Origin of the sequence: Azospirillum sp. A26, from assembly GCF_042604635.1 — a bacterium.
GTDB lineage: Bacteria > Pseudomonadota > Alphaproteobacteria > Azospirillales > Azospirillaceae > Azospirillum > Azospirillum palustre.
On sequence record NZ_CP170476.1, the window covers coordinates 26,031 to 51,608 of the forward strand.

The window sequence follows — 25,578 nt, forward strand, 5'->3', positions numbered from 1 at the left end:
GATTTGCTTTCGGAGGGCTGCCGAGCAACCAGGGATTCCCGCGCTCAAATGCTCCGCGTCTTTCAGAGGTCCGGGCCTCCCCCCTGTTCCCCTTGTCCGGCTCCAGAGCCGGGAGTCACCGCCCAACGCTAATTCTGTTGCCCGGCGGGGGAGGGGCGCTTACGGTCGCATGTCTCTCCATCTCTTGGTCCTTTCCCCACCGGTCCCCCTGCCCAGATGCCGCGTCCCGTGATCCGCCGCCTGATCGATGCCGTGCCGACCGCCGTCCTGCCGATGGTGGCGGGGGTGGGGCTGTCGGCGCTGGTGGCGCCGCAGCCGGATGCCGCCATGGCGCTGCTGCGCGGGCTGGCGGTGACGCTTCTGCTGACGCTGCCGTCGCTGGCGGTCGGAACCGCGCTGGGCACGCTCGCCGGCTCCTGGGCCGCGGTCGCGCCGCGGTCGGCCGGTGGGCTGGTCGGCCGGCTGCTGGCCGGAGCCGGGCCGCTGCTGCCCGGATTCCTGCTGGCCGCGGTCGCCGCGCTGGCGGTGCGGGCCGGGGCGTCGGCGGCGCCGCTGGGCTGGACCGCCCTGTCGATTCCCGCCGCCTGCCAAGCCGCCCGGCTGGCGCGCCCGGCGATGGGCCGCGCCTTGGGTCCGGGTCCGGAGGGTGGGGCGGTGCGGATGGCCCGCGGGCTGGGGCTGGACGAGCGCACCGTGCTGCGTCACCACGCCCTGCCGCAGGCGGTCGCCCCGGTGATGGGAGGCTTGCGCGCCGCGGTGCTGGCGGCGATGGTCGGCGCGGTGGCGCTGGAAAGCCTGCTCGACCTGCCGGGGGCGGGGGCGCTGATGGTCGATGCCGCCCGCGCCGGATCGGCCGCCGGTGCGGTGCCGGTCCTGGTGGCGCTGGGCGGGCTGACTGCCCTGTTGAACGCGCTGGGCCTCGGGGTGCGCGACTGGATAGACCCGGCCAACCACAGCTCCACGCCCTACGAAGGGGCGTGACCGAAAAAGGACCCCGATGGCCGAGTACGACCAACCGCCGCTTTCCCATCCGGTTCCGCCGGAGACCCCGCGTGCCGGCTTCGCCCGCGGGCTGTCGGGTGCCGCCATCCTCGCCGCTCTGGCGCTCGCCTGCGCCGCGGCGCCGCTGATGGCCGACGGCAGCGCGGTGCACCGGCTGGACGCCGACCCGGTCGCCGCGGCGCTGCTCGACGGGCGGGGCAGCCTGTCCTTCGCCCTGCTGGCCGCGGTGCTGGGCGGGCTGTTGGGCATCGGCTGGGCGCTGCTGGCCGGGATGCTCGGCACGCTGGCTGGCAATCGGGCGGAGCGGCGCACCATCGCCGCCGCCCAGCGGATGGCCGGCTGGCCGCTCGCCCTGCTGGTTCCGCTCGCCGGCGGGCTGATGGGGCCGGTCTGGCTGCTGGCGCTGGTCACCGCACTGACGGCGGCACCGGCGGTCGCGGCGCTCGCCCATGCCGAGCTGTCGAGCCTGATGCGGGCGGAGTTCCTGACCGCCGCCCGCGCCGCCGGCCTGCCGGAAGGCGAGGTGGTGCGCCGGCACCTGATCCCCAACCTGACGCGCCCGCTGCTGGCCGCCGGGGTGCTGGCCCTGCCGCGGGTCCTGGCGGCGGAGAGTTTCGCCAGCCTGCTCGGCCTCGGCCTGCCGCCGGCCCTGGGCAGTTGGGGCGCCTCGGTCGGGCTGGCGGCGCGGCTGGGCGACCCGGTGGCCTTCGTCCCGCCGGCCCTGCTGCTGGCGCTCGCCCTCTGGGCCGCCTGCGCCATCGCCGACGGCATGGCGGCCGGACAGCGCAAACCATGACCGATGCATCCGTCCTTGGGGCCGCGAAGCCTACGCCGGTCGAGACCGAGGCGCTGACCCTCATGCTGGGCGACCGCGTCCTGCTCGACCGCGCCACTCTGCGGGTGGAGCGCGGGCAGGTTCTGGCCATCACCGGCGGGGCCGGCAGCGGCAAGACCGCCCTGCTGGGGGCGCTCGCCGGGCAATTGCCGGCCGGCGTCGACATGGCGGGGAGCGCCCGCATCGATGGGAATCTGCTGATCGCCCAGGGCGGCCGGCTGGCGCCGCGCCGGCCGCTGGCCCTGCAGGTGGCGGAGGTGGTCGGCCACCATCTGGGGCTCGATCTGCGGTCGTCGCTGCGCCGCATGGCCGACGGGCTCGACCGCATGGGGGTTCCCGCCGCCGCCCGGCGCTTCGACCTGCCGCCCGAACAGCTGTCGGATTCGCTGCGCTGGGCCTGCCTGTTCGCCATGGCGGTGGCGGTGGGGCCGGCGGTGCTGCTGGCCGACGCGCCGGCCGCCGGGCTGGACCCGACGGTGCGGCTGCGGCTTCTCCACCGGCTGGCCGACTGGGCCCGGGCCGACGGGGTGGCGCTGATCCTGGCCGGACGGCCGGAGGATGGGCTGGCCGGTCCGGCCGACCGGGTGCTGGCGTTGCGCCGCGCCCGTCTGCTGCCGCCCGGCCCGGCGCGGACCGAACCGCTGACGCCGCTGGAGCCGCCCGGCACCGCCCGCCTGCATGCCCGCGGCGTCGGCATGTCCTATCCGCTCGCCCCCGGTCCGCGGGGAGAGGCGCGGTCGCTGGCGGTGCTGCATGGCATCGATCTGGATTTGCGCACGGGTGAGACGCTGGCTCTGCTGGGCGAGACCGGCAGCGTCAAGGCGACGCTCGCCCGTGCGCTGCTGTGCCTGCCGCCGCCGACGGCGGGGGCGGTGGTGTGGATGGGCCGCGACCTGATGGCGGCCACGGCGCCGCCGGCTGCGGCTGACGCCAACGACCCCGATCATGTTGGGTTGCGCCGCGCCCGGCGCGACCTGCAACCGCTGTTCCCCGACCCGGCCGCCTCCTTCGACCCGGCGATGACGCTCGGCGCCCAGTTCGGCCTCGTGCTGGAGAGCCTGCGTCCGGACATCGCCGCCGACCGCCGCGACCACCGCATCGACGAGGCGCTGGAGGAGGCCGGCCTGCGCCCGGAAGCGGCGCTCCGCTGGCCGTCGGCGCTGAGCGTCGCGGAGGCCGCCCATGCCGGCCTCGCCCGCGCCATCCTGTCGGAGCCGCGCGTGCTGATCGCCGACGAGCCGGCATCCAGCCTGTCGGCGGAGGAGCGCGAAACCTTCCTCGACACGCTGATGGCGGTGCGCGACCGCCGCCGGCTGTCGCTGATCCTGGCGACCGAGCGCTATGACGAGGGGCTGCGCGACGCCCATCGCGGCGTCGTGATGCTGGCCGGCCGGGTGGTGGAGAGCGCCGATGCCGGAACGCTGCGCACGGCGCCGCTGCACCCCTACAGCCGGGCGATGCTGGCGGCGGCGCAGGGCGAACGCCCGGCGCTGGAGGGCGACGCGCCGTCGGCCTTCGCCCAGCCGGCCGGCTGTCCGCTGCGCCGCCGCTGCCCGCTGGCACGGGAGTTCTGCGCCCAGGCCGTTCCGACGCTGGAGGAGGTGGCGCCCGGCCACCATGTGGCCTGCCATTACTGGGACACGCCGGCGGACGGGTGAGCAAGGTCAACTCAACGGCTGGCTGTTTTCATGCCATTGTGTTATCCTTTCAGGACGCAAGTTTCCTCATCCTGAACGCCTGCCGCCGGGGAGCCGATGCCGTCCCTGTCCATCACTATGCCCGATCTGAACCGTCTGCCGGCGCTGGAGCTGCTGGCCGGGCTCGCCACGCCACTGTGGCTGGCGCGGGCGGAGGATGGCGGCGTGGTCTGGCTGAACGGGACGGCCCGCGCGCTGCTCGACCCGGATGCGGTCGGCGGCAGCCTGCGAGTCGAACCGGCCGGACCGGTGGCGGTTACCGAAGGGGCGATGACCATCCGTGGAGCCGGCGGCCCGCCGCTCGCGCTGACCGCCCGCATCGGGCCTGTGCCGGACTGCGACCTGATCCTGGTGGAGGGGGCGGCCGACCGTGCCGACCTGAAGGCCCAGGCGCTGGAGCTGGCCGCGGCCAACCGCCGCAAGTCCGAGTATGTCCACCACCTGAGCCACGAGCTGCGCACGCCGCTGACCGCCGTCATCGGCTTCGCCGAGATCCTGCGCGACCGGCTGCTGGGACCGCCCGACAGCCCGCGCTATGGCGAGGCGGCGGAACAGATCGTTGCGGCCGGCAGCTATATGCTGGAGCTGATCAACAACCTGCTCGACCTTGCCCGCATCGAGGCCGGGCGGCTGGACCTGCATGAGGAGGAGTGCCCGCCGGCCCTGATCGTCGATGCCACCCTGTCGATGATGGCGGGCCGGGCGGAGCGGTCGGGCGTGACCCTGTCCGCCCACCTGCCGGCCGATCTGCCGGTTCTGTGGGCCGACCCGTCGCTGGTCCGGCAGATGCTGACCAACCTCGTCGGCAACGCGCTGAAATTCACCGCTGCCGGCGGCCATGTGACGGTGTCGGCGGAGTGTGAGGCGGATGGCGGTCTGGTCCTGGCGGTCGCCGACGACGGCCGCGGCATGCCGCCCGATCGCATCCCGCAGGCGCTGACCGCCTTCGCGCAGCTGCACGACCCCGCCCATGATCCGATGACGGTGGCCCAGCATGGGTCCGGCCTCGGCCTGCCGCTGACCGCCGCGCTGGTGGAGTTGCATGGCGGCAGCATCGCCCTCGACAGCGCACCGGGGCGCGGGACGACGGTGCGGCTGCGCTTTCCGCCGGAGCGGAGCAAGATCCCCTCTCCCCCCCTCTAACGCGCAAACGAAGTTTGCGCTGACGCTACAGGCGGACCTCCGGTCCGCTGAAAGCGGGGAGAGGGTTAGGGTGAGGGGGGAGCGTGGCGAGGAGTCCCGAGAATCCACCTTGTGCATCCCCCTCACCCCGACCCTCTCCCCAGGGGGGGGAAGGGGGATCCGTGCGGTTTAGTTCAGAACGCCCGGCATCCCCGCCAAGGCCGGCGCCAGATCGCCGGCACCGACCACGGTCACCCGCTCCAGACCGAGCCAGCCGGCCAGCCGGCGCAGCTCCGCCGCCAGGGCCGGGGCGACGGCATCGGCCTGGGCATGCGGTTCGGCATGGGCGGCCTGGACCAGCAGGGTGCCGGCCTTGCGGTCGGATTTCAGATCGACGCGGGCGGCGATGCGCTCGTCCATCAGGAAGGGCAGGACGTAATAGCCATGCTCGCGCTTGTGGGCGGGGGTGTAGATCTCCAGCCGGATGCGGGCGCCGAACAGGCGCTCGGTGCGCTGTCGCTCCCAGATCAGCGAGTCGAAGGGGGAGAGCAGGGCGCGGGACGCCGCCTTGCGCGGGATGCGCAGGTCGGGGGTGACGTAGGCGATGCGGTCCCAGCCCTCCACCGTCACCGGCAGCAGGTCGCCGGCCTCCACCAGCTCGGCGATGCGCAGGCGGGCGTCGGTGACATCCAGCCGGTGATAGTCGCGCAGGTCGCGCTCGGTCGCCACGCCATGGGCGCGGGCGGCGATGCGCAGCAGGGCGCGCTGAGCCTCCGCCTCCTCCGGGGTGGGGGTGTCGAGAACGGCGGCGGGCAGCACCCGTTCCGGCAGGTCGTAGAGCCGTTCGAACCCGCGCCGGCCGGCGGTGGTGACGAGGCCGGCCCAGAACAGATACTCCAGCGCCCGCTTGCCGTCGCTCCAGCCCCACCAGCCGCCGGCCCCGCGCCCGGCCTCGCTGAGTTCGGATGCCCCCATCGGTCCGCGCGACGCCACCTCCGCCAGGACCGACTCGATGTAGGGCCGGCGTTCGACGGCGAAGCGCGCCAGCGCGCCATAGGTGCCCTCACCGCGTTCGGCCCGCGCCATGCGCCAGCGGAACAGCGGCTGCTGCTCAACCGGGATCAGGGAGGCCTCGTGGCCCCAATATTCGAACAGCGCCCGCCGCTTGCCGCCATAGGCCAACCGGTCGAGCAGAGCCGCCTCGTAGGGACCGAGCCGCGAGAAGAGCGGCAGGTAATGGGAACGCACCAGCACATTGACGGAATCGATCTGCACCAGCCCCAGCCGCCCGATCAGCCGCCGGGCATGGCGGGCTTCGACCGTGTCGGTGTTGGCGGTGTTGGCGGGGCTGCTGGGAAAACCCTGGGCGGCGATGGCGACACGACGCGCCTCGCGCAGGGACAGGCTGTCTGGACGGGGCATGGGTTCGGAGGGAGGTTGGAAGGGACGCCAGCTTGAGAATGCGTTTGATTTTCGTCAAGGCGGCGTGGAGGGGCTGCGCGCAGGCTGACGGTCATCCTGCATTGCAGCACCCGTCCTGCGGAGTTTCTGTCCATGTCCTCCCCCAGTCTTGCCGGCCGTGACGACGGCCCCGCCATCCCGATCCTGTTCCAGTATGGCTTCCGCTTCTTCTTCCTGTTCAGCGGCGTGGCCGCGGTCGGGCTGCTGGCCGCCTGGCTGGGCGTGCTGGTGACCGGGGAATGGCCGGAGCATGCGGCGGGCGCCAGCGCCTGGCATGCGCATGAGATGCTGTTCGGCATGGTGGTGGCCGCCGTCGCCGGCTTCCTGCTGACCGCGGTGCCGAGCTGGACGGGGACCAAGGCAGTGTCCGGCGCGCCGCTGATGGCGCTCGCGGCGCTGTGGATCGCCGGCCGCGTCGCCGTCTTCCCCTGGACCGGCATGCCGGAAGCGGTGGCGGCGGTGATCGACATCGCCTTCCTGCCGGGGCTCGGCATCGCGCTCGGCCGGCCGCTGGTGAAGGCGGGCAAGTGGCGGAACAGCGCCTTCCTGATCCTGATCGGGCTGCTGACCGCCGCCAATGTGCTGATCCATCTGGACTGGCTGGAGATGCTCGACGGCGGGGCGGATGCCGGCTTCGCGCTCGGGCTCGGCATCATCCTGATGATGGTGACGGTGATCGGCGGGCGCATCCTGCCGGCCTTCACCCGCAACGGACTCGGCAAGGCGGGCCTCGGCGTGCGGTCCTGGCCGATGGTGGAGCGGCCGACGCTGGTTCTGACGCTGGCGCTGATCCCGGCGACGATGCTGGCCCCGGAGTCGGCGGTCACCGGACTGATCGCACTCGCCGCCGCGGTGGCCCATGCCGTGCGGCTGGCCGGCTGGCAGGGCTGGAAAGCCTGGCGCTCGCCGATCCTGTGGATCCTGCATGTCGGCTATCTGTGGGTGCCGGTGGCGCTGACCTTGCGCGGGCTGCATGCCCTGGCCGGTCTGCCGGCTGCGGCGGGAACCCATGCGATGACGGTCGGCGCCTTCGCCACGCTGATCCTGGCGGTGATGAGCCGTGCCTCGCTCGGCCACACCGGGCGGCCGCTGACGGTGTCGCGGGCGACGGTCGCCGCCTATGTGCTGCTGACGGTCGCCGCGGTCGGCCGCACCGCCTCGCCTGTGCTGCCGGTGGACTGGGTGTGGGCGGCGCTGCAATGGTCGGGCTACGCCTGGGTCGCGGCCTTCGCCCTGTACCTCGTCGCCTACGCCCCGGTCCTGCTGTCGCCGCGGGCCGATGGGCGGCCGGGCTGAGCAGGGCAGGGGGCGAGTGACTTGGGGAGAGTGACTGGGGTGCGGGGCGGGGCGTTACGCCCCGCCGCGGAAATAGCGGTCGATGGCGTCGGTCATCTCGACCTCGCGGAAGGGCTTGGTCAGGACCGGCCGGTTCTGATGGGTCCGCGGCAGGCCGGCGGCGCCATGACCGGTGGTGAAGACGAAGGGGATACCCTTGGTGCCCAGAGCGTCGGCGACGCTGTCGACGCGCTCACCGCGCAGGGTGACGTCGAGCAGGGCGGCGTCGATGCCGCCCTTGGCGATCAGGTCCAGCGCCTCCGCCACCGTGCCGGCGGGGCCGACGACGACGACATTCTGGACTTCCAGCGAATCCTCTATGGCCATGGCCACCAGCGGTTCGTCTTCGACGAGCAGGATGCGCAGGGGCTTGGATCGGTCGGCTTCCATGGACAGGCGGCTCGCTGCTGGTCAAAGCGGTGGTCGGCGGACAGATGGGGGTCGTAATCCCATCCGGCAACCGGCGTGAGCTTTTCCGTTCAGCCGTCCGCTTGTCCACCCCGACCTTGGTCATCGCCCATTGGGCCATCCGCAAGCTCGGGCTGGACTATCACCCCAGATCATCAAGTGCCTGTTGGAGGGAGGGGTAGAGCGCCTCCACCAGCGACCCGTCCGGCCGAACCGGCGAGGGCAGGACGTCGGCCCCTTGCAGCGCACGGGCCAGGGGCAGGCCGCCGACCTCGACGAAACCGCCGCGCTCGCCATACTGGCCGACGATCCAGTCCTTGACCGCCGGGTCGCCGTCCAGCGCGTTGTTGTGCGAAATCATCGCATGGGTGCCGTCGTCGGACCGGCGATACCAGGCATGGCTGCCGTCGCCCAAATCCATCGGCGTGAAACCGGCCGCGGTCATCGCCTGGCGAACCGCCGGCCGCACCCGGTCAATCCTCACCCCGGACCGCGCGCCGGTCCATTGGTCGAGATCGTCCGCAAGCTCGCTCATGGTGCCTCTCTGGTCATTGTCCTGATGGATCAACGCTTCAGGGAAGCTTTTGTGCCATGCCCACCTGTCCGGATGTGGAGGCCGCCACTGCCCGATGGGTGCTGCCCAACCGTCGGCTTATCCGTTCAGATGGCGATCCGTTCAGATGGCGGTCGGCGTGCGTGCGGCCAGGACGGCGAGCGAGCGGTCGAGCAGGTCGTAGAGCCGTCCTTCCTGTTCCAGAACCGCGGCGGCGGGGGCGTGTTCCAACTCCTTCGCCAGCCGGCCGAGGGCGGCGGCGCCGAGATTGAGCGAGGTGCCCTTCAGCGTGTGGGCGGTGCGGTTGTGCGGCTCCCCGGCGCGGGCCTGGGCGATCAGGCCGTCGATGGTCTTGCGGCCATTCTCGGTGAAGCCGGCGATGGAGGCGGTCCAGTCGTCGGCCGTCAGCACCTCCAGCAGCAGCGACACCTGCTCTTCGTCCAACAGGTCGGCGTCCGGGATATCGGTCATGTCAGCCTTCGGAGAGGGGGATTCGGGAGCGGCCGGCTTGGGTGTGGCCTGTTGGGAAACGGGGGGCAGGGCGTTGCCGCCTTGGCCGCCCTGGCCGCCCTGGCCGTTGCCCAGCACCGAAGCCATTTCGGCGAAGAGCAGGGCGGGACGCAAGGGCTTGGTGACGAAGCCGTTCATCCCCGCCGACAGGCATTCCGGCCGCGAGCTGCCCGACGCATGGGCGGTCAGCGCCAGGATCGGCACGCTGCCCTTGTCTCCGGGCAGTTCGCGCACGCGGCGGGTGGCGGTCAGCCCATCCATGCCCGGCATCTGGATGTCCATCAGCACGAGGTCGAAGGGCTGGTCGCGCACCATGCGCACCGCCTCGCCGCCGCTGGCGGCCAGGGCCACGCTGTGGCCGGCGCGTTCCAAGATGCCGCGGACGATGTCGCGGTTCACCTCGATGTCGTCGACCGCCAGCACGCGCAGCGGCGGCAATGCGGCGACGCGCGCGGCCTCGCCCAGGCTGGTGCCGTGGCCGGCGTCGATGCGGCGCAACGCCGACGGATCGCCGGGGCTGGCGACGATGGTGAAGCGGAAGACGCTGCCGCGGCCGGGAGCGGTGTCGACGGCGATGCTGCCGCCCATCAGCAGGCAGAGGTCGCGGCAGATCGCCAGCCCCAGCCCGGTGCCGCCATAGCGCCGGGTGATCGAGCTGTCGGCCTGGGTGAAGCGGTCGAACAGGGTCGGCACCGAGTCGGGCGCGATGCCGATGCCGGTATCCTCCACCTCGAACTCCAGCAGGAAGGAGTCCGGGCGGTCATCGGGAACGAACCCGGCAGGGGCGCGGTCCAGCCGGCGCACCCGCACGGCGATGTGGCCCTCTTCGGTGAATTTCACCGCGTTGCCGACCAGATTGAACAGGATCTGGCGTAGCCGGGCCGGGTCGGTGACGATCACCTCCGGCACCGACGGCATCAGCCGGGCCGACAGCTCCAGCCCCTTGTCGGTGGCGTTGGGGCGCAGCACCTCCAGCACGCCGTCGATCAGCTGGGGCAGGGCGCAGTCGGCCTCCTCCAGGTCGATGCGGCGGGCCTCCAGCTTCGACAGGTCAAGAATGTCGTCCAGCAGCCGCAGCAGCGTTTCGGCCGACCGGCGGGCGACGTCGGCCAGCCGCTTCTCCTCCGCCGGCAGGGCGGCGTCGGTCAACAGGGTCAGGTTGCCCAGCACGCCGTTCATCGGGGTGCGCAGCTCATGGCTGACGGTCGCCAGGAATTCGGTCTTCGACCGGCTGGCGGCTTCCGCCTTCTCCTTGGCCTGGAGCAGCTGTTCGGCGGCGCGCCGCGGCTCGGTCACGTCGATGCACAGCCACAGCTTGCCGATGGCGGTCCCGGCAGCGTTGCGCACCGGCACATTGTGCCAGCTGACGATGCGCCCGTCGGTCAGTGTCATCTCGCGCCGCTCGTCGCTGTCCACCGCCGACAGCAGCGTGTGGTCGGTGTCGCGCGGGGCATTCCCGGCATTGGCCAGCGTCTCGTCCAGCCGGTGGCCGACCGGCGCCCCGGCAACAACGAACAGGGCGGAGAAGGCCGGGTTGGCATAGGCGATGCGCCCGTCGCCGCCGACGAACAGCACGCCGAAATCCATCGCCGACAGCAGGGCCGACAGGCGGGCGCGCTCATGCTCCACATCGCGGGCGAGTGCCTCCTGCTCGTCCAGCGCCACGGTCAGCTGGTCGACGCGCTCCTTGATGGCGTGGGACATGGTGTTGAAGGCGGCCCCCAGCCGGCCGATGTCGTCGTCGCCCTCCGCCAGCGCCGGCGGGCTGTAATCGCCGGCCGCCACCCGTTCGCTGGCCCGTGCCAGCGCCGCCAGATGGCGGGTCAGCCACAGGCCGAGCAGGGTCAGCAGCCCGGCCGACAGCAGGATCTCCGACAGGGCGATGGCGATGCCCTGGGTCAGCAGGTCGCGCCGGGCCTGGACGATGTGGGCCAGATCCAGGCCGAACTGCACCGTGCCCAGCTTCTGCCCGGCCAGCGACACCGGCACCGTCACGTCATAGCGGGCGATGCCGTCCTTGGCGTCCAGCGTCAGCGCCGGGTCGGGGGCGGGCAGGCTGCGGTCCTGCGGCCAGCCGCTGGTCGCCGCCAGCTTGCCATTGCTGTCGGCGACGGCGAGATAGAGCACGCCGCCGGTGGAGCGGCTTTCGTCCAGCACCGCCTGCAGGGTCGCATAGTCGCGCTGGGCCAGCGGCGCCACCAGGGCGGCGTTCAGCACCGGCGCCACCTGTTCCGCATGCAGCTTGGCCTGTTCGGCGAGGCTGCCGTAGAGCAGGCGCACGCTGTTGGCGACCAGCAGGGTCAGCATGATCGCCTCGACCGCCATGGCGGCGGCCAGCATCCGCCCGCGCAGCGTCTTCCAGGGCGCCAGACGGGACAGGATCATTTCCCGGCCTTCAGGACGTTCCGGACCTCGTCGGCCAGCGGCTCCATCGCCTCCAGCTCCTCGTCGGTGACCGGACGGTAGCCGCCCAGCTGGTTGGCGTCGAAATAGGTCCGGCCCTCCGTGGTTTCGCCGAAGGCGAACAGCGCCTTGCGCAGCGGCTCCAGCACCGCCGCCTGCTTGCCGTTCAGCATGTAGACGCGGCCGGCCATCGACCGGCTTTCGGCGATGGTGGACAGCTGCGCCTGCACCTCCGGCGCCAGCTTGGCGCGGTTGGCCAGCGACATGAAGCCGGCCGGCGCGTCGCCGGCCAGGATCAGCTGGGCCACGCTGTCGGCGGCGCTGACATAGCGCAGCTGGATGTTCGGCAGCTTCTGCTCGGCCAGCCAGTGCTGGCCCCACAGGGTGACCAGCGACGACGGGCTGAGCCCCAGCACGGTGGTGCCGGCCAGCGACTGCACCGTTTGGTACCGCCCCTTGGCCGCCGTCACCAGCACGGCGCGGAAGTCCGATTTGTAGGTCAGCAGCGGCAGGTAGCCGGCATCCTTGCGCAGCATTTCTGCCTGATGGCCGGTGGTCACGGCGATGTCGTATTCCTGCTCGACCGCTCGGCGGGCGAAGGCGGTGAAGTCGGGCGCCGTCACGATCTCCACCGGCCGGCCCAGCGCCGCCTCCACCGCGCGGCGGACCGGCTGGTACTGCTCGATGATGACGCGGGCGCTGGTGTGCGGGGCGATGCCGATGCGGAACGCCTGCTCCTCCGCCTGCGCCGGGGACGGCGCGGTGGCCGCCAGGCCGCACAACATGGCGGAACAGAGCGCGGCGAGGCAGACGAACAGTCGCTTGGTCATGGCGTTTGAATCCCCACGGACTGCGGTTGTGAAATACCGGCGCTTGGATGGACAGCATTCGTGACGGCGATGGCCCGAATGGTGGTCTAGGACGAAAGATATAACATTCGATAAATACGGCAGGTAGGGACAAGAGCGCACAGGGTGGCCTTTGCCGGGCATGAACTGGCCAAACACCCGCGGTCGGCGGTGCTCGTGGAACTTTCAACGTCACTGTCCGCATCATTCTGACGACCGGGCGCAACTTTAAAACGGCAGCCGGACAGGATTCTGCGCGAGACCAAGAAAGATCACGCTTTGGTTGCGGATCGGTCCGCTATGTGTCGGGAAACCCGCATTGCCCCGCAGCATAGTCACCAAGGACCCCCGCCCGTGCCGGATCGAGCCCAGGACCCGCAGTCCGCCATCTGTCGCGCCATCCGCCTCCTGCGCAGCCACAGCCGCGGCTGCGACAGCGTCGAGACCCGGCGTCTGCTGATCCACACGGAACGCTGGATGATCTGGATGCTCCGCCGCGAGGAGGGGGAGGATCTCCCGGTGCCGGCGGAACTGGCCGGATGAGAGGGGATTCTTGGCATAATGGAATGGTTCATTTCACCATATGGTGATTGAAACCATAGAATGGGCATGACATGTTCATTGCATGACCAAGGCCGAACTTCTGCGTGATCGCAAGACGGTGCTACAGGATGGGGCCATCGTGCAGATCCGGGTGTGGTTCGTGACCGCGCCGGTGCCGCCGAGCGAGCATCGCTTCAAGTACAGCCTGTATTACGGCCGCAATGGCGAACGGCTGGTCGCTTACGACAATGAACGCGGCAAGGGCGACCATAAGCACATCGGCAGGGACGAGATGCCCTACCGCTTCACCGACATCGACACGCTGTTGAAAGACTTTCTGGCGGATATCGAAACCTTGAGGGGAGAACCGCTATGACCGATCTGAAGATTACGGTCGGGCAAAGCCTGCGGGATATCGCGGCGGAGGTTGTGGCGGCCGTGCATCGGGTCGAGCGCGGCGAAGCCGTCGAACCGGAGAGTTCCATCAACTTCGCGGATTGGGAAACCCTGGCCCGGACGCTGACCGGAAAGCGGTTGGAGTTGCTGCGGCATCTTCACCGGCAGCCGACCGCGAGCGTGCGGGCTCTGGCGATGGCGTTGAGGCGCGATTACAGCAACGTTCATGCCGACGTTCAGGCCTTGACCGAAGCCGGATTGATCGAGCGGAGCGAGGACGGCGGCCTGCGTGCCGAGTATGACGGCATCCAGACCCGGATCGCTCTCTGACAGCAATCGCAGCCGAGCTTGATGTCCGAACGAAAACAGGCCCCTCCGGTCAGGAGGGGCCTGTTTCGTCGCACGGGTGCCCGACGGCGCGTCAGGTCGTGCTGCGCAGCTGCTCCGCCCGGCTGGAGCGGGAGGCGGCGTAGTGGTCCTTGGCCAGCAGGGTGTAGACCGCCGGCAGGACGAACAGGGTGAACAGCGTGCCGATCAGCATGCCCGACACGATGACCAGACCGATGGAGAAGCGGCTGGCCGCACCGGCACCCGCCGCGGTCAGCAGCGGCAGCAGGCCGACCACCATCGCCGCGGTGGTCATCAGGATCGGGCGCAGGCGGACGCGGGCGGCATGCTCGATGGCGGTGCGGCGATCCACGCCCTCGTTGAGCTGCATCTCGCGGGCGAACTCCACCAGCAGGATGCCGTGCTTGGAGATCAGGCCGATCAGCGTCACCAGACCGACCTGGGTGTAGATGTTCATGGTGGCGACGCCGAAGAACAGCGGCAGCAGCGCGCCGCAGATCGACATCGGCACCGACACCAGGATCACCAGCGGGTCGCGCAGCGATTCGAACTGCGCCGCCAGCACCAGATAGATCACGATCAGCGCGAAGGCGAAGGTGACCATCAGCTGGCTGCCCTCCGTCACGAACTGGCGCGATTCAGACAAATAGGCGTGGTTGAAGCCGGCCGGCAGCTGGGTGCGCGCCTGCTCCTCCAGGAAGTCGACGACCTGACCCATGGAGACGCCCGGCATCGGCACGGCGGAGAAGGTGGCCGACGGCAGCTGGTTGTACTTGTTCAGCGCATTGGGCTCCACCGCCGTTTCCACCGACACCACGGTGGACAGCGGGATCTGGGCGCCCGATCCGGAGGTGACGTAATAGTTGGTCAGCGACTCAGGCGTCAGGCGCTCGGCCCGCGGTACCTGGGGAATGACCTCGTAGGAGCGGCCGTTCAGGTTGAAGCGGTTGACGTAGTTGCCGCCGACCAGCACCGACAGCGTGCTCGACACCGACTGCATGGTCAGCCCGAGATCGGCCGCCTTGGCGCGGTCGATCTTCAGCCGGACGACCGGGCTGTCATATTGTAGGTCGCTGTCGGTGACGATGAACATGCCGCTCTTGGTGGCGGCATCCTTGATCCGCTCGATGGCGTCGAAGATGGTGCGGTAGTCGCCGGGGCTGGAGATCACCATCTGCACCGGCAGGCCGCCGGTGGAGCCGGGCAGGGCCGGCGGCGACACCAGGAACACGTTGATGCCCGTCACCTTGCCCAGCTCGGCCTGGGCCAGCGGCTGCAGCTCCTTCGCCGACCGCTTGCGCTCGCCCCACGGCTTCAGGATCATGCCGGCGAAGCCCTGGTTGAGGGTGGGCAGGCCGGTCAGGATGAAGCGGGTGTCGGTCTCCGGGAAGGCGGCGAAGGTTTCGTCGATCTGCTTGCCGAAGCTGTCGATGTAGTCGAGGTTGGCGTATTGCGGCCCCTTGGAGATGCCGAACAGGATGCCCTGGTCCTCTTCCGGCGCCAGTTCCGACATGGTGTTGGCGAACAGGTAGCCGACCGACAGCAGGATGCCGACGGCGAACAGCAGGGTCGCGGCGCGATAGTCGAGCATGCCGTGCAGCCGCCGCTCGTACCAGCCCGCCAGCCGTTCGAACTGGCGGTCGAGGAAGGCGGCGAAGCGGCCCGGCTCTCCCTCCTTCAGGATGACGGAGCACATCATCGGCGACAGCGTCAGCGCCACGACGCCCGACACGATCACCGACGCGGCCAGCGTGAAGGCGAACTCGCGGAACAGCGCGCCGGTCAGGCCGCCCAGCAGGCCGATGGGGGCATAGACCGCCGCCAGCGTGATGGTCATGGAGATGACCGGCCCGATGATCTCGCGGGCGCCGATCAGCGACGCGGCGACCTTCGACTTGCCGTGCTCGATATGCCGGTGGATGTTCTCCACCACCACGATGGCGTCGTCGACCACGAGGCCGATGGCGAGCACCATCGCCAGCAGGGTCAGCAGGTTCAGCGAGAATCCCAGCGCCAGCATGAAGGTGGCCGCGCCGACGATGGACAGCGGGATGGTCACCACCGGGATCAGAACCGACCGCAGGCTGCCGAGGAACAGGAAGATGACGACGATGACGATGGCGACCGCCTCCAGCAGCGTCTTCACCACCTCGTCGATGGAGGCCTGGATGAAGCGGGTGCTGTCGTAGACGATCTCCATGTTCATGTTGGGCGGCAGGTTGCGCCGCAGCTCCGGCTCCATCTTGCGGATGTCGGCGACGATGTTCAGCGGGTTGCCGGTCGGGGTGGCATCGACGCCGATGAAAATCGCCTGCTGCCCGTTCATCGCCACGCTGGCGTCGAAGCTCTTGGAGCTGAGTTCGACCGTGGCGATGTCGCGCATGCGCACCAGCGCCCCGTCCTTGGCCTTCACCACCATGTCGCGGAACTGCTCGACGTCGGTCAGGCCGGTGTTGGCGGTGACGTTGGAGATGACGAAGACGCCCTTGGTCTGACCGGGGGCCGACTGGTAGTTGTTGGCGGCCACCGCCGCCGAGACGTCGGCCGGCGAGATGTTGCGCGCCGCCATCTTGACCGGGTCGAGCCACAGCCGCATGGCGAAGGTCTGGCCGCCCAGGATCTGGGCGCGGGCGACGCCCTCCACCGTGGACAGCACCGGCTGCACCACGCGCGTCAGGTAGTCGGAGATCGCCGCCCCCGACAATTCGGGGCTGGAGAAGCCCATATAGAGGATCGAGGTCGTCTCGCCGGTCGATTTCAGGATCACCGGGTCGTTCGCTTCGCGCGGCAACTGGTATTTGACCTGCTGCACCTTCGCCATCACGTCGGTCATCGCGACGTTGGGGTCGAAGTTCAGCCGGACATAGGCGGTGACCACGCTCTGCCCCTGGGTCGAGGAGGAGGTCAGATAGTCCAGCCCCTCCGCCGAGGAGACCGCCTGTTCGATCGGCGTGGCGATGAAGCCCTGCATCAGCTCCGGCGAGGCGCCGGGATAGCTGGTGGTCACGGTGATGACCGTGTTCTGCAACTGTGGATACTGCCGGATCGGCAGCTCCAGCAGCGCGCGCGCCCCGATCAGCAGGATCAGCAGGCTGACCACGAGCGACAGGACCGGCCGGCGGATGAAGATGTCGGTGAAACTGCCCATGGCGTCGGCCTCAGTTCTGCGGCAGGGTCTGCGGCGGGGTCAGCGGATTCTTCTCCGCCGGGACCACGGCCGCGCCGTTGGCGAGCTTCAGCTGGCCCGACACCACGACGCGGTCGCCGGGGTTGAGACCGCTGCGGATCTCCACGCGGTTGGCGAGGCGGTCGCCGACCTTGACCGGCTTGCGCTCCACCACCAGCTGCTCCTTGCCGTCCTGGGTCTTCTGCTGGGTCGCGACGAAGACGGAATCGCCGTAGACCGTGTAGTCGACCGCGGTTTCCGGAACGGTCAGCGTGTTGGGCTGCGGCGGCAGGACGACGCGGACGTTTGCGAACATGCCCGGCCGCAGCTGGCGCTCGCGGTTGTCCATGGTCGCCTGCACCTTGACGGCCCGGGTGTCGGCGCTGACCTGCGGCTCGATGGTGGTGATCTTCGCCTCGAAATCGCGGCCGGGCAGGGCGTCGACGTTGATCAGCACGGCCTGGCCGACCGACAGCTTGGTGAAGCTCTGCTCCGGCAGGGTGAAGTTGATGTAGAGCTGCGACAGGTCGGTCAGCGTCACGATGGTGGCGCCGGGATTGACGTAGTCGCCGACATTGACCTGACGGATGCCGAGTTCGCCGTCGAACGGCGCCTTGATCAGCTTCTGGCCGATCAGCGCGCTGGTCCGCTTCATGTTCGCGTTCGTCTCGTCGAGCTGCGCCTGATACTGGTCGACGTTGCTCTGCGGCGTCGCCTGGCTGCGGCGCAGGTCGCGGTAGCGCTCCAGGTTCAGCTCGGCCAGACGCGCCTGGGCGCGCTGGGCCAGCAGGTCGGCCTGCTCGGTGGCGTCGTTCAACTGCACCAGCGGGTCGCTGGCCTTGACGCGGGCGCCCGATTCGAAGGGGATGCGGTCGATGCGGCCGGCGACCTCGGGGGCAACCGTCACCTGCCGTGCCGCCTGCAGCGTGCCGATGGCCGACAGGTATTTCGGGATGGTCTGCACCGTCGCCTCGGCCAGCGCCACCGGGGTGGGCGGCGGCTTGTTGTTGGCGAAGAAGTCGGCGATGGCCTTGGCGCGGAAGGTGTTGAAGCCGTACAGCCCCGCACCCAGCAGCCCCAGCACGATCAGCGTGATGACGATGCGCAGGGTCAGCCGCCCGCGCGTCACCGGCTTGCGCGGCGGTGGCGAGGTGGGGGGAGGCGCCCCGCGACCCGGCTCGGACGCCGGGTGGCCGAATGACGTCTCGGTCTTTGGCGAATGGTCCAGGGTCACGTTCGGCTACTCCGGTCTCTCGGGTGTGGGGTCGTCATTCCTGGCTGAGCCATTCATGGGCTTGGCTGCGCCATGTGCGGGCTTGGCCGCATCATTTGCCGGCGGCTCCGGCGGCGGCTGGGAAGGCACGAAGGGAAAGCGTCCGCCGCCTTCGTGAGCGGCAATCGCGGTGTCGCGGAGGCCGAGCCCGCGCAGGATGAACCAGATGGTCTGGCGCGCAAGGTCGGGACGGCCGCAAGGATAGGGAACGATGGCCCCGCCGGACAGGCAGACGGTCGCCATCATCTCGCACAGATGCTCGGCAAGCCAGAAGCCGTTCTCCGCATCGACCGGTCCCGGCAGCCGGTCGCCGGCGGCGGTCGCGGCCTCGATGGAGGCGGCGAAGCAGGGCAGGAAGCGGCTGCGGATGCCTTCGAAGACCTGCCGCATGAACTCGCCGTCTTCCAGCAGGCTGATGATCGACAGGCGGTGGCGGGCACGCTCGTCCGGATCGGCCGGCAGCTCGATCACGAAGTAGTTCACCATCCCCTGGATCATCTGCACCAGCGTGCCGGTGCTGGGCGGCAACGCCACCAGCCGTTCATATTCCGGATCGCCATCGATGCAGCAGAGGAAGATCGATTCGTAGAGCGAGGCCTTGGACGGGAAATGCTTGAAGATCAGCGCCTCCGACACGCCGGCGGCCTGCGCGATCTCCTTGGTGGTGGTCGCGGCGAAACCCTTGCGCGCGAACAGCGGCAAGGCGGCGTCGAGGATCGCCCGCTTGCGGGCGTGGCTGTCGAGGCGCGGGGCCATCAGAAGGGGGCCATCGGAGGGTGCTTGGTCAGTCGCTTGTGATAAGTGAGTGCTTACTCACCTTGCTGGCGGAGATATAGCTTGGGTGCGGCATCCTGTCCATGGAGTTTGACAGGATGGCCGGCAGTCTCCTGTCCGACCCCTGACAGGAACGATCCGATAAAGGTCAGAGCGGCTGCAACGGCATCGTCAGCGTCACTCGGGTGCCGGCATGCTGGCGGTCATGGTGCAGCAGCGCTCCCAGGCTGGCCGCCATCGCCTGGACGATGCGGGTGCCGAGGCCGGTTCCCTTGGGCGCGTCGTCGCCGGAGAAGCCCACCCCGTCATCCTCGACGCTCACCGACAGCTGCCCTTCGGCGGCCATCGCCCGCACGCGGATGCTGCCGGCTTGGCCGTCGGGATAGGCGTATTTGCAGGCGTTCGTGACCAGTTCGGTCACGATGACCGCCAGGGACACCGCCTTGTCGGTCGGCACCGAAACCTCGTCGGCGACGACGACGAAGCTGTCCGGGCGCCGCGACGCCATGGCGGTGTGCATTTCGGCGAGCAGCGTTTCCAGATAGGAATCGAACCGGACGGAGCGCACGTCGTCGGAGGTGTAGAGGCTCCGGTGGATGCCGGCGATCGCGGTGATGCGCACCTGGGTCTCGTCCAGGGCGGCGCGGGCCAGGGAGTCGGTCAGACCCGACCGCTGCATCCGCACGAAGGCCGCCACCAGGGCCAGACTGTTGGCGACCCGGTGGTTGACCTCCCGCAGCAGCAGCTCCGCCCGGTCGCGGGCGGCGCGCACCTCCCGCTCCGCCTGCTCCCGTTCCCGGCGCAGATGGGCCTTTTCGAGCGCCTGCTCGATGGCCGCCGCCAGCAGATCGAAGAATCCCTCGCCGGTTTCCTTGGGGACGTAATCGTCGGCACCGGCCTTCAGCGCCGCGACGGCCACCCGGGTGTCGCCGGCCCCGGTGACGTAGATGACCGGCGGGGCGTTCTCGCGCGCCAGCAGGGCGGGCAGTATGTCCAGCCCGGTCTCCCCCGGCATCTCGTGGTCCAGCCCGACCACCGCGATGCCGCCCCGTTCCAGCCGTTCCAACCCGTCCCGGCCGTCCTTCGCCCACTCCACCGCGTAGCCGCGCCGTTCGAGCCTGCGCTGCACCAGCCGGGCCATGGCAGCGTCGTCGTCGATGTAGAGGATTCGTATGGCCGGGTCGGTCATGCCTCCGCCTCGGGGATCTGGATGACGGAGAAGAACAGCCCGAGCTGCCGGATCGCGGTGGCGAAGCTTTCGTAATTCACCGGCTTGGTGATGTAGACGTTGGCGCCGATGTCGTAGCAGCGCTGGATTTCCTGCCGGTCGTCGGTGGTGGTCAGCACCACGACGGGGAAGCGCTTGGTGTGGGGGTTGGCCTTCAGCCTGGACAGGATATCGACCCCGGTCATGTCCGGCAGGTTCAAATCCAGCAGGATGAGAAGCGCCCGGCCCGAGCTGGCCTGTCCGCTTCCGTCCGGACCGAACAGGTAGTCGAGGGCGCTGGTGCCGTCGGTGAAGGGCACGATCTCGTTGGTGACGCCGGCCCGCCGGATGTTCTTCTCGATCAGGCGGGCGTGTCCCTCGTCGTCCTCGATCATGACGATGCAGACCGTTTGTGGGTCACGATTCATGAGCGGGCTTCTCCGGGGACAGGGCGAGAATTTTCGGAAGGCTTATGCGAAAGATACTGCCCTGTCCAGGAACGGAATCGACGGTGACGTCGCCTTGCAGGCGCCGGACGAGCGTGCGGACATAGGCAAGGCCGATTCCCTCGCCCGGACGGTCCTGCACGCCGGAGCGGCGGAACAGCTCGAAGATGCGCTCGTGATCCTGGGCTGCGATGCCGCGGCCGTTGTCCGCGACCTCGAAGATCAGCCAATCCGCCTCGGTCCGTCCGCGGATGGCGATCCGGCCGGGTCGGGCGGGATCGAGATATTTGATCGCATTGTCCAGCAGGTTCCCGAACACCTGCTCCAGGGCGAGCCGGTCGGAGACGAGCGACGGCAGCGGGCCGGCGATGTCGATGGCGCAGCGCAGTTCGCCTGCCCGGTGGCGGTTGCTGGCGACCACGTTTTCCACGAGAGCCTGCATGGAAATCGGCTCCGGGTTCAGCGTCCGGCTGCCCTGGCGCGACAGGGCGAGGATGGCGTTGATCAGGCGGTCCATCTTCGTCGTCGACGTGCGGATAAAGCCGATGGCCTCCGGCATGTCCTCGGTGACCGCCCGCCGCGCCTCCGCCGCCGTGGCGTCGTCGCCGTCTGCCGGCCGGCGATTGAGGTCGGCGGCTACGCTGGCCAGTCCGGCCTCGAACTCGCTGGTGAAGCCCATCACGTTGACCAGCGGCGCGCGCAGATCATGGCTGACGATGTAGGCGAAGCGCTGGATCTCGTCGTTGGCCCGCTGCAACTCCATGGTGCGTTCGGAAACGCGCTGCTCCAGTGAATCGTTGAGGGCCTGGATCGCGTGCTGCGCCTGCATGAGGGCGCGCGTGTAGCCGACCGCGATCCACACGGCGCCGCCGACGACCAGCAGGATGAACAGGCCGCCCAGGATCGCCACCCATCCCGACGTCCTGGCCTGCCCGGTCAGGGCGCGGAGCTGGGTGTCGAGCTGGGCATCGGCGGGGGTGATCAGCTCGTCGAGCGAGCGCCGGGCATCGTCCATCAGCCGCATGCCGCGGCCGGTGCGCACGATGGCCAGGGAGTCGTCCCGGCGTCCGGCCCCCATCAGGGCGATGGTCTCCGCCAGCTCCTCCCGCTTTGCGGCGGCCAGACCGACGAGACGGTCGACGATGTGCAGCTCGCCGGCATCGCCATCGGCCAGTTCGTGCAGCCGGGCGATGGTGGCGTCCACCGCCGCGACCGCCGCCTCGTAGGGCTTGAGATATTGGCGGTCCTCGGTCAGCAGGTAGCCGCGCTGTCCGATCTCGGCATCCTGCAACTGGCTGAGCAGTGTCCCGGCGGCGACCCGCAGGGCCGTTATCCGGCTGACGGAGCGGGAATATTGCTGGGTGCTGTCCGCCAGCCATCCCGACATCATGATGATCGCCAGCAGCACGAAGGCGGCAGCGAGCAGCATCAGAAGGGCACGGCGGGTGACTGTGCTGCCGGACGTGGGCATCGCGGAGAGCCGTGCGGTGCGGGGAAGGATTAGTCCCTCTACCAATTCGCGGCAGGATTGGCAATCGGTTGACGGCTCGGGTCTTCCGGCGGCTGGGGATCTGCCGTCATGGCCCGATCCAGATCGGCAGGATCGATGCGACCAGGAGAAGCGCCAGCGCGATGTTGAGGGCTCTCCAGTGCCGGTCCCGGGTCAGCACGCGCCGGAGCAATTGGCCGCCCAGGCACCAGACCGACAGCGAGATCGAAGCGAAGCATCCGAATGCGACGCCGAGAATAACCGCGACCTCGACCGGACCGTCGCCAATCGACGAGAAAGATGCGGCGGCTCCGGTGGTCATCGCCCAGCCCTTCGGGTTGTAAAGGATAAGCCAGGCACCGCCTGCCAGGCTTGCCGGCTTGGCGACCGATCCGCTCGTCTTCGGGGCGCCCGTCCGTGACAGCTGAAGGGCCAGCCATAAAAGGTAAACCGTACCTGCGATCTTGACTACGGTCTGTATCGCCGGCACGGCAACGAATATGCCTTCGATCCCGGCCGCGGCGGCGGCGGCCATGCCGGCGAGACCCAGCGAAATGCCGGCGATCAGCGGAAGCGATCCCCGGTAGCCGAAATTCATGCCCGATGCGGTGGCCAGCGTCGTGGCCCCACCCGGAGAAATCGTTGCTGCCAACACGAACAGCGCGAGACCGCTCAACGTCTGCATCCCCTTCACCCCCGACCCGATGACCGGGGTTCTGGTTAGGGCGGCACGGCAAATTAGGAAATGGAATAATTTTAATATCGTTCATTACGATGTCTAATGGAATGGGTGGTTGGCGGCATCGCCATGATCGTCACGGCCGCGGTAGCACCCTTCCAGAAGGGGCTTGCGGCCACAGTTCCATCTTTCGTCATTTTTTGAAGCTGTTGGGACGGACGAATAGTTTTCCGCAGCTGCACACTGGCCTTACAGTCAAGCCATCGACCTGACCGGAAGGAGCGTGCGCGCGATGGAGCCCATCCTGTGGGAATGGATCAACGCCCTGGCGCGGTGGCTGCACGTCATCACCGCCATCGCCTGGATCGGATCGTCCTTCTATTTCATCCATCTCGACGCCTCGCTGCGCCGCTGGGCAGGCGCGCCGTCCGGGACGGCCGGCGACGCCTGGCAGATTCATGGCGGCGGCTTCTACCACATGACCAAATACATGGTCGCCCCGCCGCAGTTGCCGGAGGACCTGACCTGGTTCAAGTGGGAATCCTACGCGACGTGGCTCAGCGGCTTCTTCCTGATGTGCGTGCTGTATTACCGCGGCGCCGACCTGTTCCTGATCGACCAGGACGTGCTGGCGCTCAGCCATTGGCAGGCGGTGGCGATCAGCGTCGGTGCGCTGGTGGCGGGCTGGGTCGCCTATGACCTGATGTGCAAGTCGCCGCTCGGCCGCAACGACGGGGCGTTGGCTGTCGCCGGCTTCGTCATGCTGGTGGCGACCGCCTGGGGCATGACGAAGATCTTCAGCGGGCGCGGCGCCATGTTGCAGGTCGGCGCCCTGATGGCGACGATGATGGCCTGCAACGTCTTCATGCTGATCATCCCCAACCAGCGCAAGACGGTGGCCGCCATGCTGCGCGGCGAGACGCCGGACCCGTCGCTGGGCAAAAAGGCCAAGCAGCGCTCGCTGCATAACAACTACCTGACCCTGCCGGTCGTCTTCCTGATGCTGTCCAACCATTACCCGCTGGTCAGCTCCACCCGCTACAATTGGGTGATGGTGGCGCTGGTTCTGGTGGTCGGCACGGCGATCCGCCATTTCTTCAACAGCCGCCATGCCGGCAAGCCGACGCCCTGGTGGACCTGGGGGGTCGCCGCCGCCGGCATGCTGGGCTGCATCTGGCTCAGCACCCTGGGGCCGGCGACGGCCGACACGGCTGCGGCGGCGCCGGTGAAGGTCGGCTATGCCCAGGTGGAGGAGATCGTCGCCACCCGGTGCAGCATGTGCCATGCCGCCCAGCCGGTGTGGGAGGGCATCGCCACCCCGCCGCGCGGCGTCGTGCTGGAGGGCGACGGCATCCGCCGCCATGCCGAGCAGATCCGCCTGCAAGCCGGCTACAGCAGCGCCATGCCCCCCGCCAACATCACCGGAATCACCCCGCAGGAGCGGGCGGTGTTGGCGGCATGGTCCGGGGACATTAAGTAACCCTCCCTCACAGCACTCCATCGAACCGGACCCCCATGCCCGACCAGTCTATCGCCGTCCCCGTTTCCGCCGCCATCCGCGGGCGCCTGCTCAGCTTCCATCGCGCCCCCGCCGGGCCGGGCGATCTCGATTGCCTGACCTATCGTGAGGATGGGCTGCTGCTGGTCGGGGCGGACGGGCGGATTCTGGAGGTCGGCGACTGGGCCGACCTGCGCGGCCGGGTTCCGGACGGGGTGGCGGTCGACGACCACAGCGGCAAGCTCGTACTGCCGGGCTTCATCGACACCCACATCCATTTCCCGCAGACCCAGGTCATCGCCTCCTACGGCGCCCAGCTGCTCGACTGGCTGGAGAAATACACCTTCATCGAGGAGCAGCGCTTCGCCGATCCGGCCCATGCCGCCGCCAACGCCGCCTTCTTCATGGACGAGCTGCTGCGCAACGGCACGACCACGGCGGTGGTCTACGGCTCGGTCCACCCGCAGTCGGTCGATGCCCTGTTCGCGGAGGCCGAGGCGCGCGGCGCCGGGCTGATCGCCGGCAAGGTGATGATGGACCGTCATGCCCCGCCGGCCCTGACCGATACGGCCGACAGCAGCTACCGCGACGGCAAGGAGCTGATCGGCCGCTGGCATGGGACCGGGCGGCAGCGCTATGCCGTGACGCCGCGCTTCGCCATCACCTCGACGGAGGCGCAGCTGGAGGCGGCCGGCGCGCTGCTGCGCGAGCATCCCGGCGTCCACATGCAGACCCATTTGTCGGAGAACACCGACGAGATCGCCGAGGTCGGCCGCCTGTTCCCCGGTGCGCGCGACTACACCGACGTCTACGACCGTTTCGGGCTGCTGGGGCCGACCTCGCTGTTCGGCCACTGCATCCATCTGTTGGACGCGGAGATGGCCCGGCTGTCGGAGAGCGGCTCGGTCGCCGTTTTCTGCCCGACCAGCAACCTGTTCATCGGCAGCGGCCTGTTCGACCTCGACGCCTTGTCGAAGCCGGAGCGGCCGGTGCGCACCGCCATCGCCACCGATGTCGGCGGCGGCACCAGCTATTCCATGCTGCGCACGGCGGCGGAGGCCTACAAGGTGCTGCAGCTGCGGCGGCAGAACCTGCCGGCGCTCGCCGCCTTGCACTGGATGACCCGCGGCAATGCCGAGGCGCTGGGCATGGCCGGCGAGATCGGCAGCCTGGAGCCCGGCCGCTGGGCCGACCTCGTCGTGCTCGACCCCGCCGCGACGCCGGCTATGCGACATCGCATGAAGGCGGTGGACGGCGATCTGGAGGAGGAGCTGTTCATCCAGGTGACGCTGGGCGATGACCGTTCGGTCGCCGCCACCTACCTGCGCGGCCGCAATTCGCACCTGCGGCAAACCGGCGCTTGACCCAAGCCCCTAGTCCCTGTAGGAGTTCCGCCGTCATTGGGGAGTAGCCACCCGCCGGCAGCGATCCGGTGGGGTTCGCGTCAACAGACTTGGATGGTTCCGGCCTCCGGCCGTTACCGCCATGGCGCGCACGGCGACCAGTAGGGTCGACCCGGCGAGACCAGTGGATCGGACATCTCCGCGGCCAGCCGGAGTGCGTCCGGTTCCACTGTGTTGTCTGG

At 69.4% G+C, this 25,578-nt stretch carries 22 protein-coding genes and 1 riboswitch; of the genes, 10 read left to right on the forward strand and 12 right to left on the reverse strand.

Features of this window, described 5'->3' with window-relative positions; translation table 11 throughout:
* Positions 1–216: 216 nt before the first annotated feature.
* The 4 genes from ABNQ39_RS30985 to ABNQ39_RS31000 all read left to right on the forward strand — a co-directional run bounded on the left by ABNQ39_RS30985 (position 217) and on the right by ABNQ39_RS31000 (position 4,677).
* Positions 217–981: an ABC transporter permease subunit gene (locus tag ABNQ39_RS30985; RefSeq protein ID WP_376965798.1), complete on the forward strand. Its 765-nt coding sequence runs from the start codon at positions 217–219 to the stop codon at positions 979–981.
* Between the two features lie 16 nt (positions 982–997).
* Entirely contained in the window at positions 998–1,798 is an 801-nt protein-coding gene (locus ABNQ39_RS30990) for an ABC transporter permease subunit (RefSeq protein WP_376965800.1), read from the forward strand.
* A complete protein-coding gene (locus ABNQ39_RS30995; protein WP_376965802.1) occupies positions 1,795–3,495 on the forward strand; it encodes an ABC transporter ATP-binding protein in 1,701 nt (566 codons plus the stop codon). The genes ABNQ39_RS30990 and ABNQ39_RS30995 overlap by 4 nt, the downstream gene beginning before the upstream one ends.
* Before the next feature lie 96 nt (positions 3,496–3,591).
* Positions 3,592–4,677 carry a sensor histidine kinase gene (locus ABNQ39_RS31000; protein WP_376965804.1) on the forward strand — a complete coding sequence of 362 codons (1,086 nt, stop codon included), beginning with the start codon at positions 3,592–3,594 and terminating at the stop codon, positions 4,675–4,677.
* 168 nt (positions 4,678–4,845) lie between these two features.
* Here the strand turns inward: ABNQ39_RS31000 and ABNQ39_RS31005 are convergent, their stop codons facing one another.
* Positions 4,846–6,078 (reverse strand): winged helix-turn-helix domain-containing protein, encoded by a 1,233-nt coding sequence (locus ABNQ39_RS31005; protein ID WP_376965806.1) that lies wholly within the window; start codon positions 6,076–6,078, stop codon positions 4,846–4,848.
* A gap of 132 nt (positions 6,079–6,210) precedes the next feature.
* Between ABNQ39_RS31005 and ABNQ39_RS31010 the strand changes: the two genes are divergently transcribed.
* Positions 6,211–7,413: an NnrS family protein gene (locus ABNQ39_RS31010; protein ID WP_376965808.1), complete on the forward strand. Its 1,203-nt coding sequence runs from the start codon at positions 6,211–6,213 to the stop codon at positions 7,411–7,413.
* 54 nt (positions 7,414–7,467) lie between these two features.
* Here ABNQ39_RS31010 and ABNQ39_RS31015 read toward each other — a convergent pair whose 3' ends face one another.
* From ABNQ39_RS31015 to ABNQ39_RS31030, 4 genes are all read right to left on the reverse strand, one after another.
* Positions 7,468–7,842: a response regulator gene (locus ABNQ39_RS31015; protein WP_376965810.1), complete on the reverse strand. Its 375-nt coding sequence runs from the start codon at positions 7,840–7,842 to the stop codon at positions 7,468–7,470.
* 160 nt (positions 7,843–8,002) lie between these two features.
* Positions 8,003–8,395 (reverse strand): hypothetical protein, encoded by a 393-nt coding sequence (locus ABNQ39_RS31020; protein ID WP_376965812.1) that lies wholly within the window; start codon positions 8,393–8,395, stop codon positions 8,003–8,005.
* 141 nt (positions 8,396–8,536) lie between these two features.
* Positions 8,537–11,308 carry a hybrid sensor histidine kinase/response regulator gene (locus ABNQ39_RS31025; RefSeq protein ID WP_376965814.1) on the reverse strand — a complete coding sequence of 924 codons (2,772 nt, stop codon included), beginning with the start codon at positions 11,306–11,308 and terminating at the stop codon, positions 8,537–8,539.
* Positions 11,305–12,156, reverse strand: a complete 852-nt coding sequence (locus tag ABNQ39_RS31030) for a phosphate/phosphite/phosphonate ABC transporter substrate-binding protein (protein ID WP_376965816.1) — start codon at positions 12,154–12,156, stop codon at positions 11,305–11,307. The genes ABNQ39_RS31025 and ABNQ39_RS31030 overlap by 4 nt, the downstream gene beginning before the upstream one ends.
* Positions 12,157–12,528: 372 nt before the next feature.
* Here ABNQ39_RS31030 and ABNQ39_RS31035 point away from each other — a divergent pair, with 372 nt between their 5' ends.
* The 3 genes from ABNQ39_RS31035 to ABNQ39_RS31045 all read left to right on the forward strand — a co-directional run bounded on the left by ABNQ39_RS31035 (position 12,529) and on the right by ABNQ39_RS31045 (position 13,443).
* Positions 12,529–12,717, forward strand: coding sequence for a hypothetical protein (locus ABNQ39_RS31035; protein ID WP_098736128.1), 189 nt, complete (start codon positions 12,529–12,531; stop codon positions 12,715–12,717).
* A gap of 82 nt (positions 12,718–12,799) precedes the next feature.
* Positions 12,800–13,093, forward strand: a complete 294-nt coding sequence (locus tag ABNQ39_RS31040) for a toxin-antitoxin system TumE family protein (RefSeq protein ID WP_376965818.1) — start codon at positions 12,800–12,802, stop codon at positions 13,091–13,093.
* Positions 13,090–13,443 carry an HVO_A0114 family putative DNA-binding protein gene (locus tag ABNQ39_RS31045; RefSeq protein ID WP_376965820.1) on the forward strand — a complete coding sequence of 118 codons (354 nt, stop codon included), beginning with the start codon at positions 13,090–13,092 and terminating at the stop codon, positions 13,441–13,443. The genes ABNQ39_RS31040 and ABNQ39_RS31045 overlap by 4 nt, the downstream gene beginning before the upstream one ends.
* Before the next feature lie 91 nt (positions 13,444–13,534).
* Here ABNQ39_RS31045 and ABNQ39_RS31050 read toward each other — a convergent pair whose 3' ends face one another.
* From ABNQ39_RS31050 to ABNQ39_RS31080, 7 genes are all read right to left on the reverse strand, one after another.
* A complete protein-coding gene (locus ABNQ39_RS31050; protein WP_376965822.1) occupies positions 13,535–16,609 on the reverse strand; it encodes a multidrug efflux RND transporter permease subunit in 3,075 nt (1,024 codons plus the stop codon).
* Between the two features lie 10 nt (positions 16,610–16,619).
* Positions 16,620–17,861, reverse strand: coding sequence for an efflux RND transporter periplasmic adaptor subunit (locus ABNQ39_RS31055; RefSeq protein ID WP_376965824.1), 1,242 nt, complete (start codon positions 17,859–17,861; stop codon positions 16,620–16,622).
* Between the two features lie 6 nt (positions 17,862–17,867).
* Positions 17,868–18,656: a TetR/AcrR family transcriptional regulator gene (locus ABNQ39_RS31060; protein ID WP_376965826.1), complete on the reverse strand. Its 789-nt coding sequence runs from the start codon at positions 18,654–18,656 to the stop codon at positions 17,868–17,870.
* A gap of 166 nt (positions 18,657–18,822) precedes the next feature.
* Positions 18,823–19,863: a sensor histidine kinase gene (locus tag ABNQ39_RS31065; protein WP_376965828.1), complete on the reverse strand. Its 1,041-nt coding sequence runs from the start codon at positions 19,861–19,863 to the stop codon at positions 18,823–18,825.
* Positions 19,860–20,309: a response regulator gene (locus tag ABNQ39_RS31070; protein WP_098736132.1), complete on the reverse strand. Its 450-nt coding sequence runs from the start codon at positions 20,307–20,309 to the stop codon at positions 19,860–19,862. Before ABNQ39_RS31070 ends, ABNQ39_RS31065 begins: the two co-directional genes overlap by 4 nt.
* Entirely contained in the window at positions 20,299–21,798 is a 1,500-nt protein-coding gene (locus tag ABNQ39_RS31075) for a sensor histidine kinase (RefSeq protein WP_376965831.1), read from the reverse strand. The genes ABNQ39_RS31070 and ABNQ39_RS31075 overlap by 11 nt, the downstream gene beginning before the upstream one ends.
* 106 nt (positions 21,799–21,904) lie before the next feature.
* The gene (locus ABNQ39_RS31080) at positions 21,905–22,501 is read right to left on the reverse strand and encodes a LysE family translocator (protein WP_376965833.1); all 597 of its coding nucleotides are present in this window, start codon (positions 22,499–22,501) and stop codon (positions 21,905–21,907) included.
* Between the two features lie 286 nt (positions 22,502–22,787).
* On the opposite strand from ABNQ39_RS31080, the gene ABNQ39_RS31085 reads away from it, so the two are divergent.
* Entirely contained in the window at positions 22,788–23,975 is a 1,188-nt protein-coding gene (locus ABNQ39_RS31085; protein WP_376965835.1) for a urate hydroxylase PuuD, read from the forward strand.
* A gap of 35 nt (positions 23,976–24,010) precedes the next feature.
* Positions 24,011–25,357, forward strand: coding sequence for a guanine deaminase (gene guaD, locus ABNQ39_RS31090; RefSeq protein WP_376965837.1), 1,347 nt, complete (start codon positions 24,011–24,013; stop codon positions 25,355–25,357).
* A gap of 26 nt (positions 25,358–25,383) precedes the next feature.
* A riboswitch (yybP-ykoY riboswitch) is annotated at positions 25,384–25,509 on the forward strand.
* Positions 25,510–25,578 lie beyond the last annotated feature (69 nt).

Coding starts and splice junctions, on each gene's coding strand:
- ABNQ39_RS31010 (WP_376965808.1), top strand. CDS start 6,211: ATGTCCTCCCCCAGTCTTGCCGGCCGTGACGACGGCCCCGCCATCCCG.
- ABNQ39_RS30985 (WP_376965798.1), top strand. CDS start 217: ATGCCGCGTCCCGTGATCCGCCGCCTGATCGATGCCGTGCCGACCGCC.
- ABNQ39_RS31020 (WP_376965812.1), bottom strand. CDS start 8,395: ATGAGCGAGCTTGCGGACGATCTCGACCAATGGACCGGCGCGCGGTCC.
- ABNQ39_RS31085 (WP_376965835.1), top strand. CDS start 22,788: ATGGAGCCCATCCTGTGGGAATGGATCAACGCCCTGGCGCGGTGGCTG.
- ABNQ39_RS31000 (WP_376965804.1), top strand. CDS start 3,592: ATGCCGTCCCTGTCCATCACTATGCCCGATCTGAACCGTCTGCCGGCG.
- ABNQ39_RS31075 (WP_376965831.1), bottom strand. CDS start 21,798: ATGCCCACGTCCGGCAGCACAGTCACCCGCCGTGCCCTTCTGATGCTG.
- ABNQ39_RS31040 (WP_376965818.1), top strand. CDS start 12,800: ATGACCAAGGCCGAACTTCTGCGTGATCGCAAGACGGTGCTACAGGAT.
- ABNQ39_RS31030 (WP_376965816.1), bottom strand. CDS start 12,156: ATGACCAAGCGACTGTTCGTCTGCCTCGCCGCGCTCTGTTCCGCCATG.
- ABNQ39_RS31080 (WP_376965833.1), bottom strand. CDS start 22,501: ATGCAGACGTTGAGCGGTCTCGCGCTGTTCGTGTTGGCAGCAACGATT.
- ABNQ39_RS31070 (WP_098736132.1), bottom strand. CDS start 20,309: ATGAATCGTGACCCACAAACGGTCTGCATCGTCATGATCGAGGACGAC.
- ABNQ39_RS30995 (WP_376965802.1), top strand. CDS start 1,795: ATGACCGATGCATCCGTCCTTGGGGCCGCGAAGCCTACGCCGGTCGAG.
- ABNQ39_RS31015 (WP_376965810.1), bottom strand. CDS start 7,842: ATGGAAGCCGACCGATCCAAGCCCCTGCGCATCCTGCTCGTCGAAGAC.
- ABNQ39_RS30990 (WP_376965800.1), top strand. CDS start 998: ATGGCCGAGTACGACCAACCGCCGCTTTCCCATCCGGTTCCGCCGGAG.
- ABNQ39_RS31005 (WP_376965806.1), bottom strand. CDS start 6,078: ATGCCCCGTCCAGACAGCCTGTCCCTGCGCGAGGCGCGTCGTGTCGCC.
- ABNQ39_RS31065 (WP_376965828.1), bottom strand. CDS start 19,863: ATGACCGACCCGGCCATACGAATCCTCTACATCGACGACGACGCTGCC.
- ABNQ39_RS31045 (WP_376965820.1), top strand. CDS start 13,090: ATGACCGATCTGAAGATTACGGTCGGGCAAAGCCTGCGGGATATCGCG.
- ABNQ39_RS31050 (WP_376965822.1), bottom strand. CDS start 16,609: ATGGGCAGTTTCACCGACATCTTCATCCGCCGGCCGGTCCTGTCGCTC.
- ABNQ39_RS31060 (WP_376965826.1), bottom strand. CDS start 18,656: ATGGCCCCGCGCCTCGACAGCCACGCCCGCAAGCGGGCGATCCTCGAC.
- guaD (WP_376965837.1), top strand. CDS start 24,011: ATGCCCGACCAGTCTATCGCCGTCCCCGTTTCCGCCGCCATCCGCGGG.
- ABNQ39_RS31025 (WP_376965814.1), bottom strand. CDS start 11,308: ATGATCCTGTCCCGTCTGGCGCCCTGGAAGACGCTGCGCGGGCGGATG.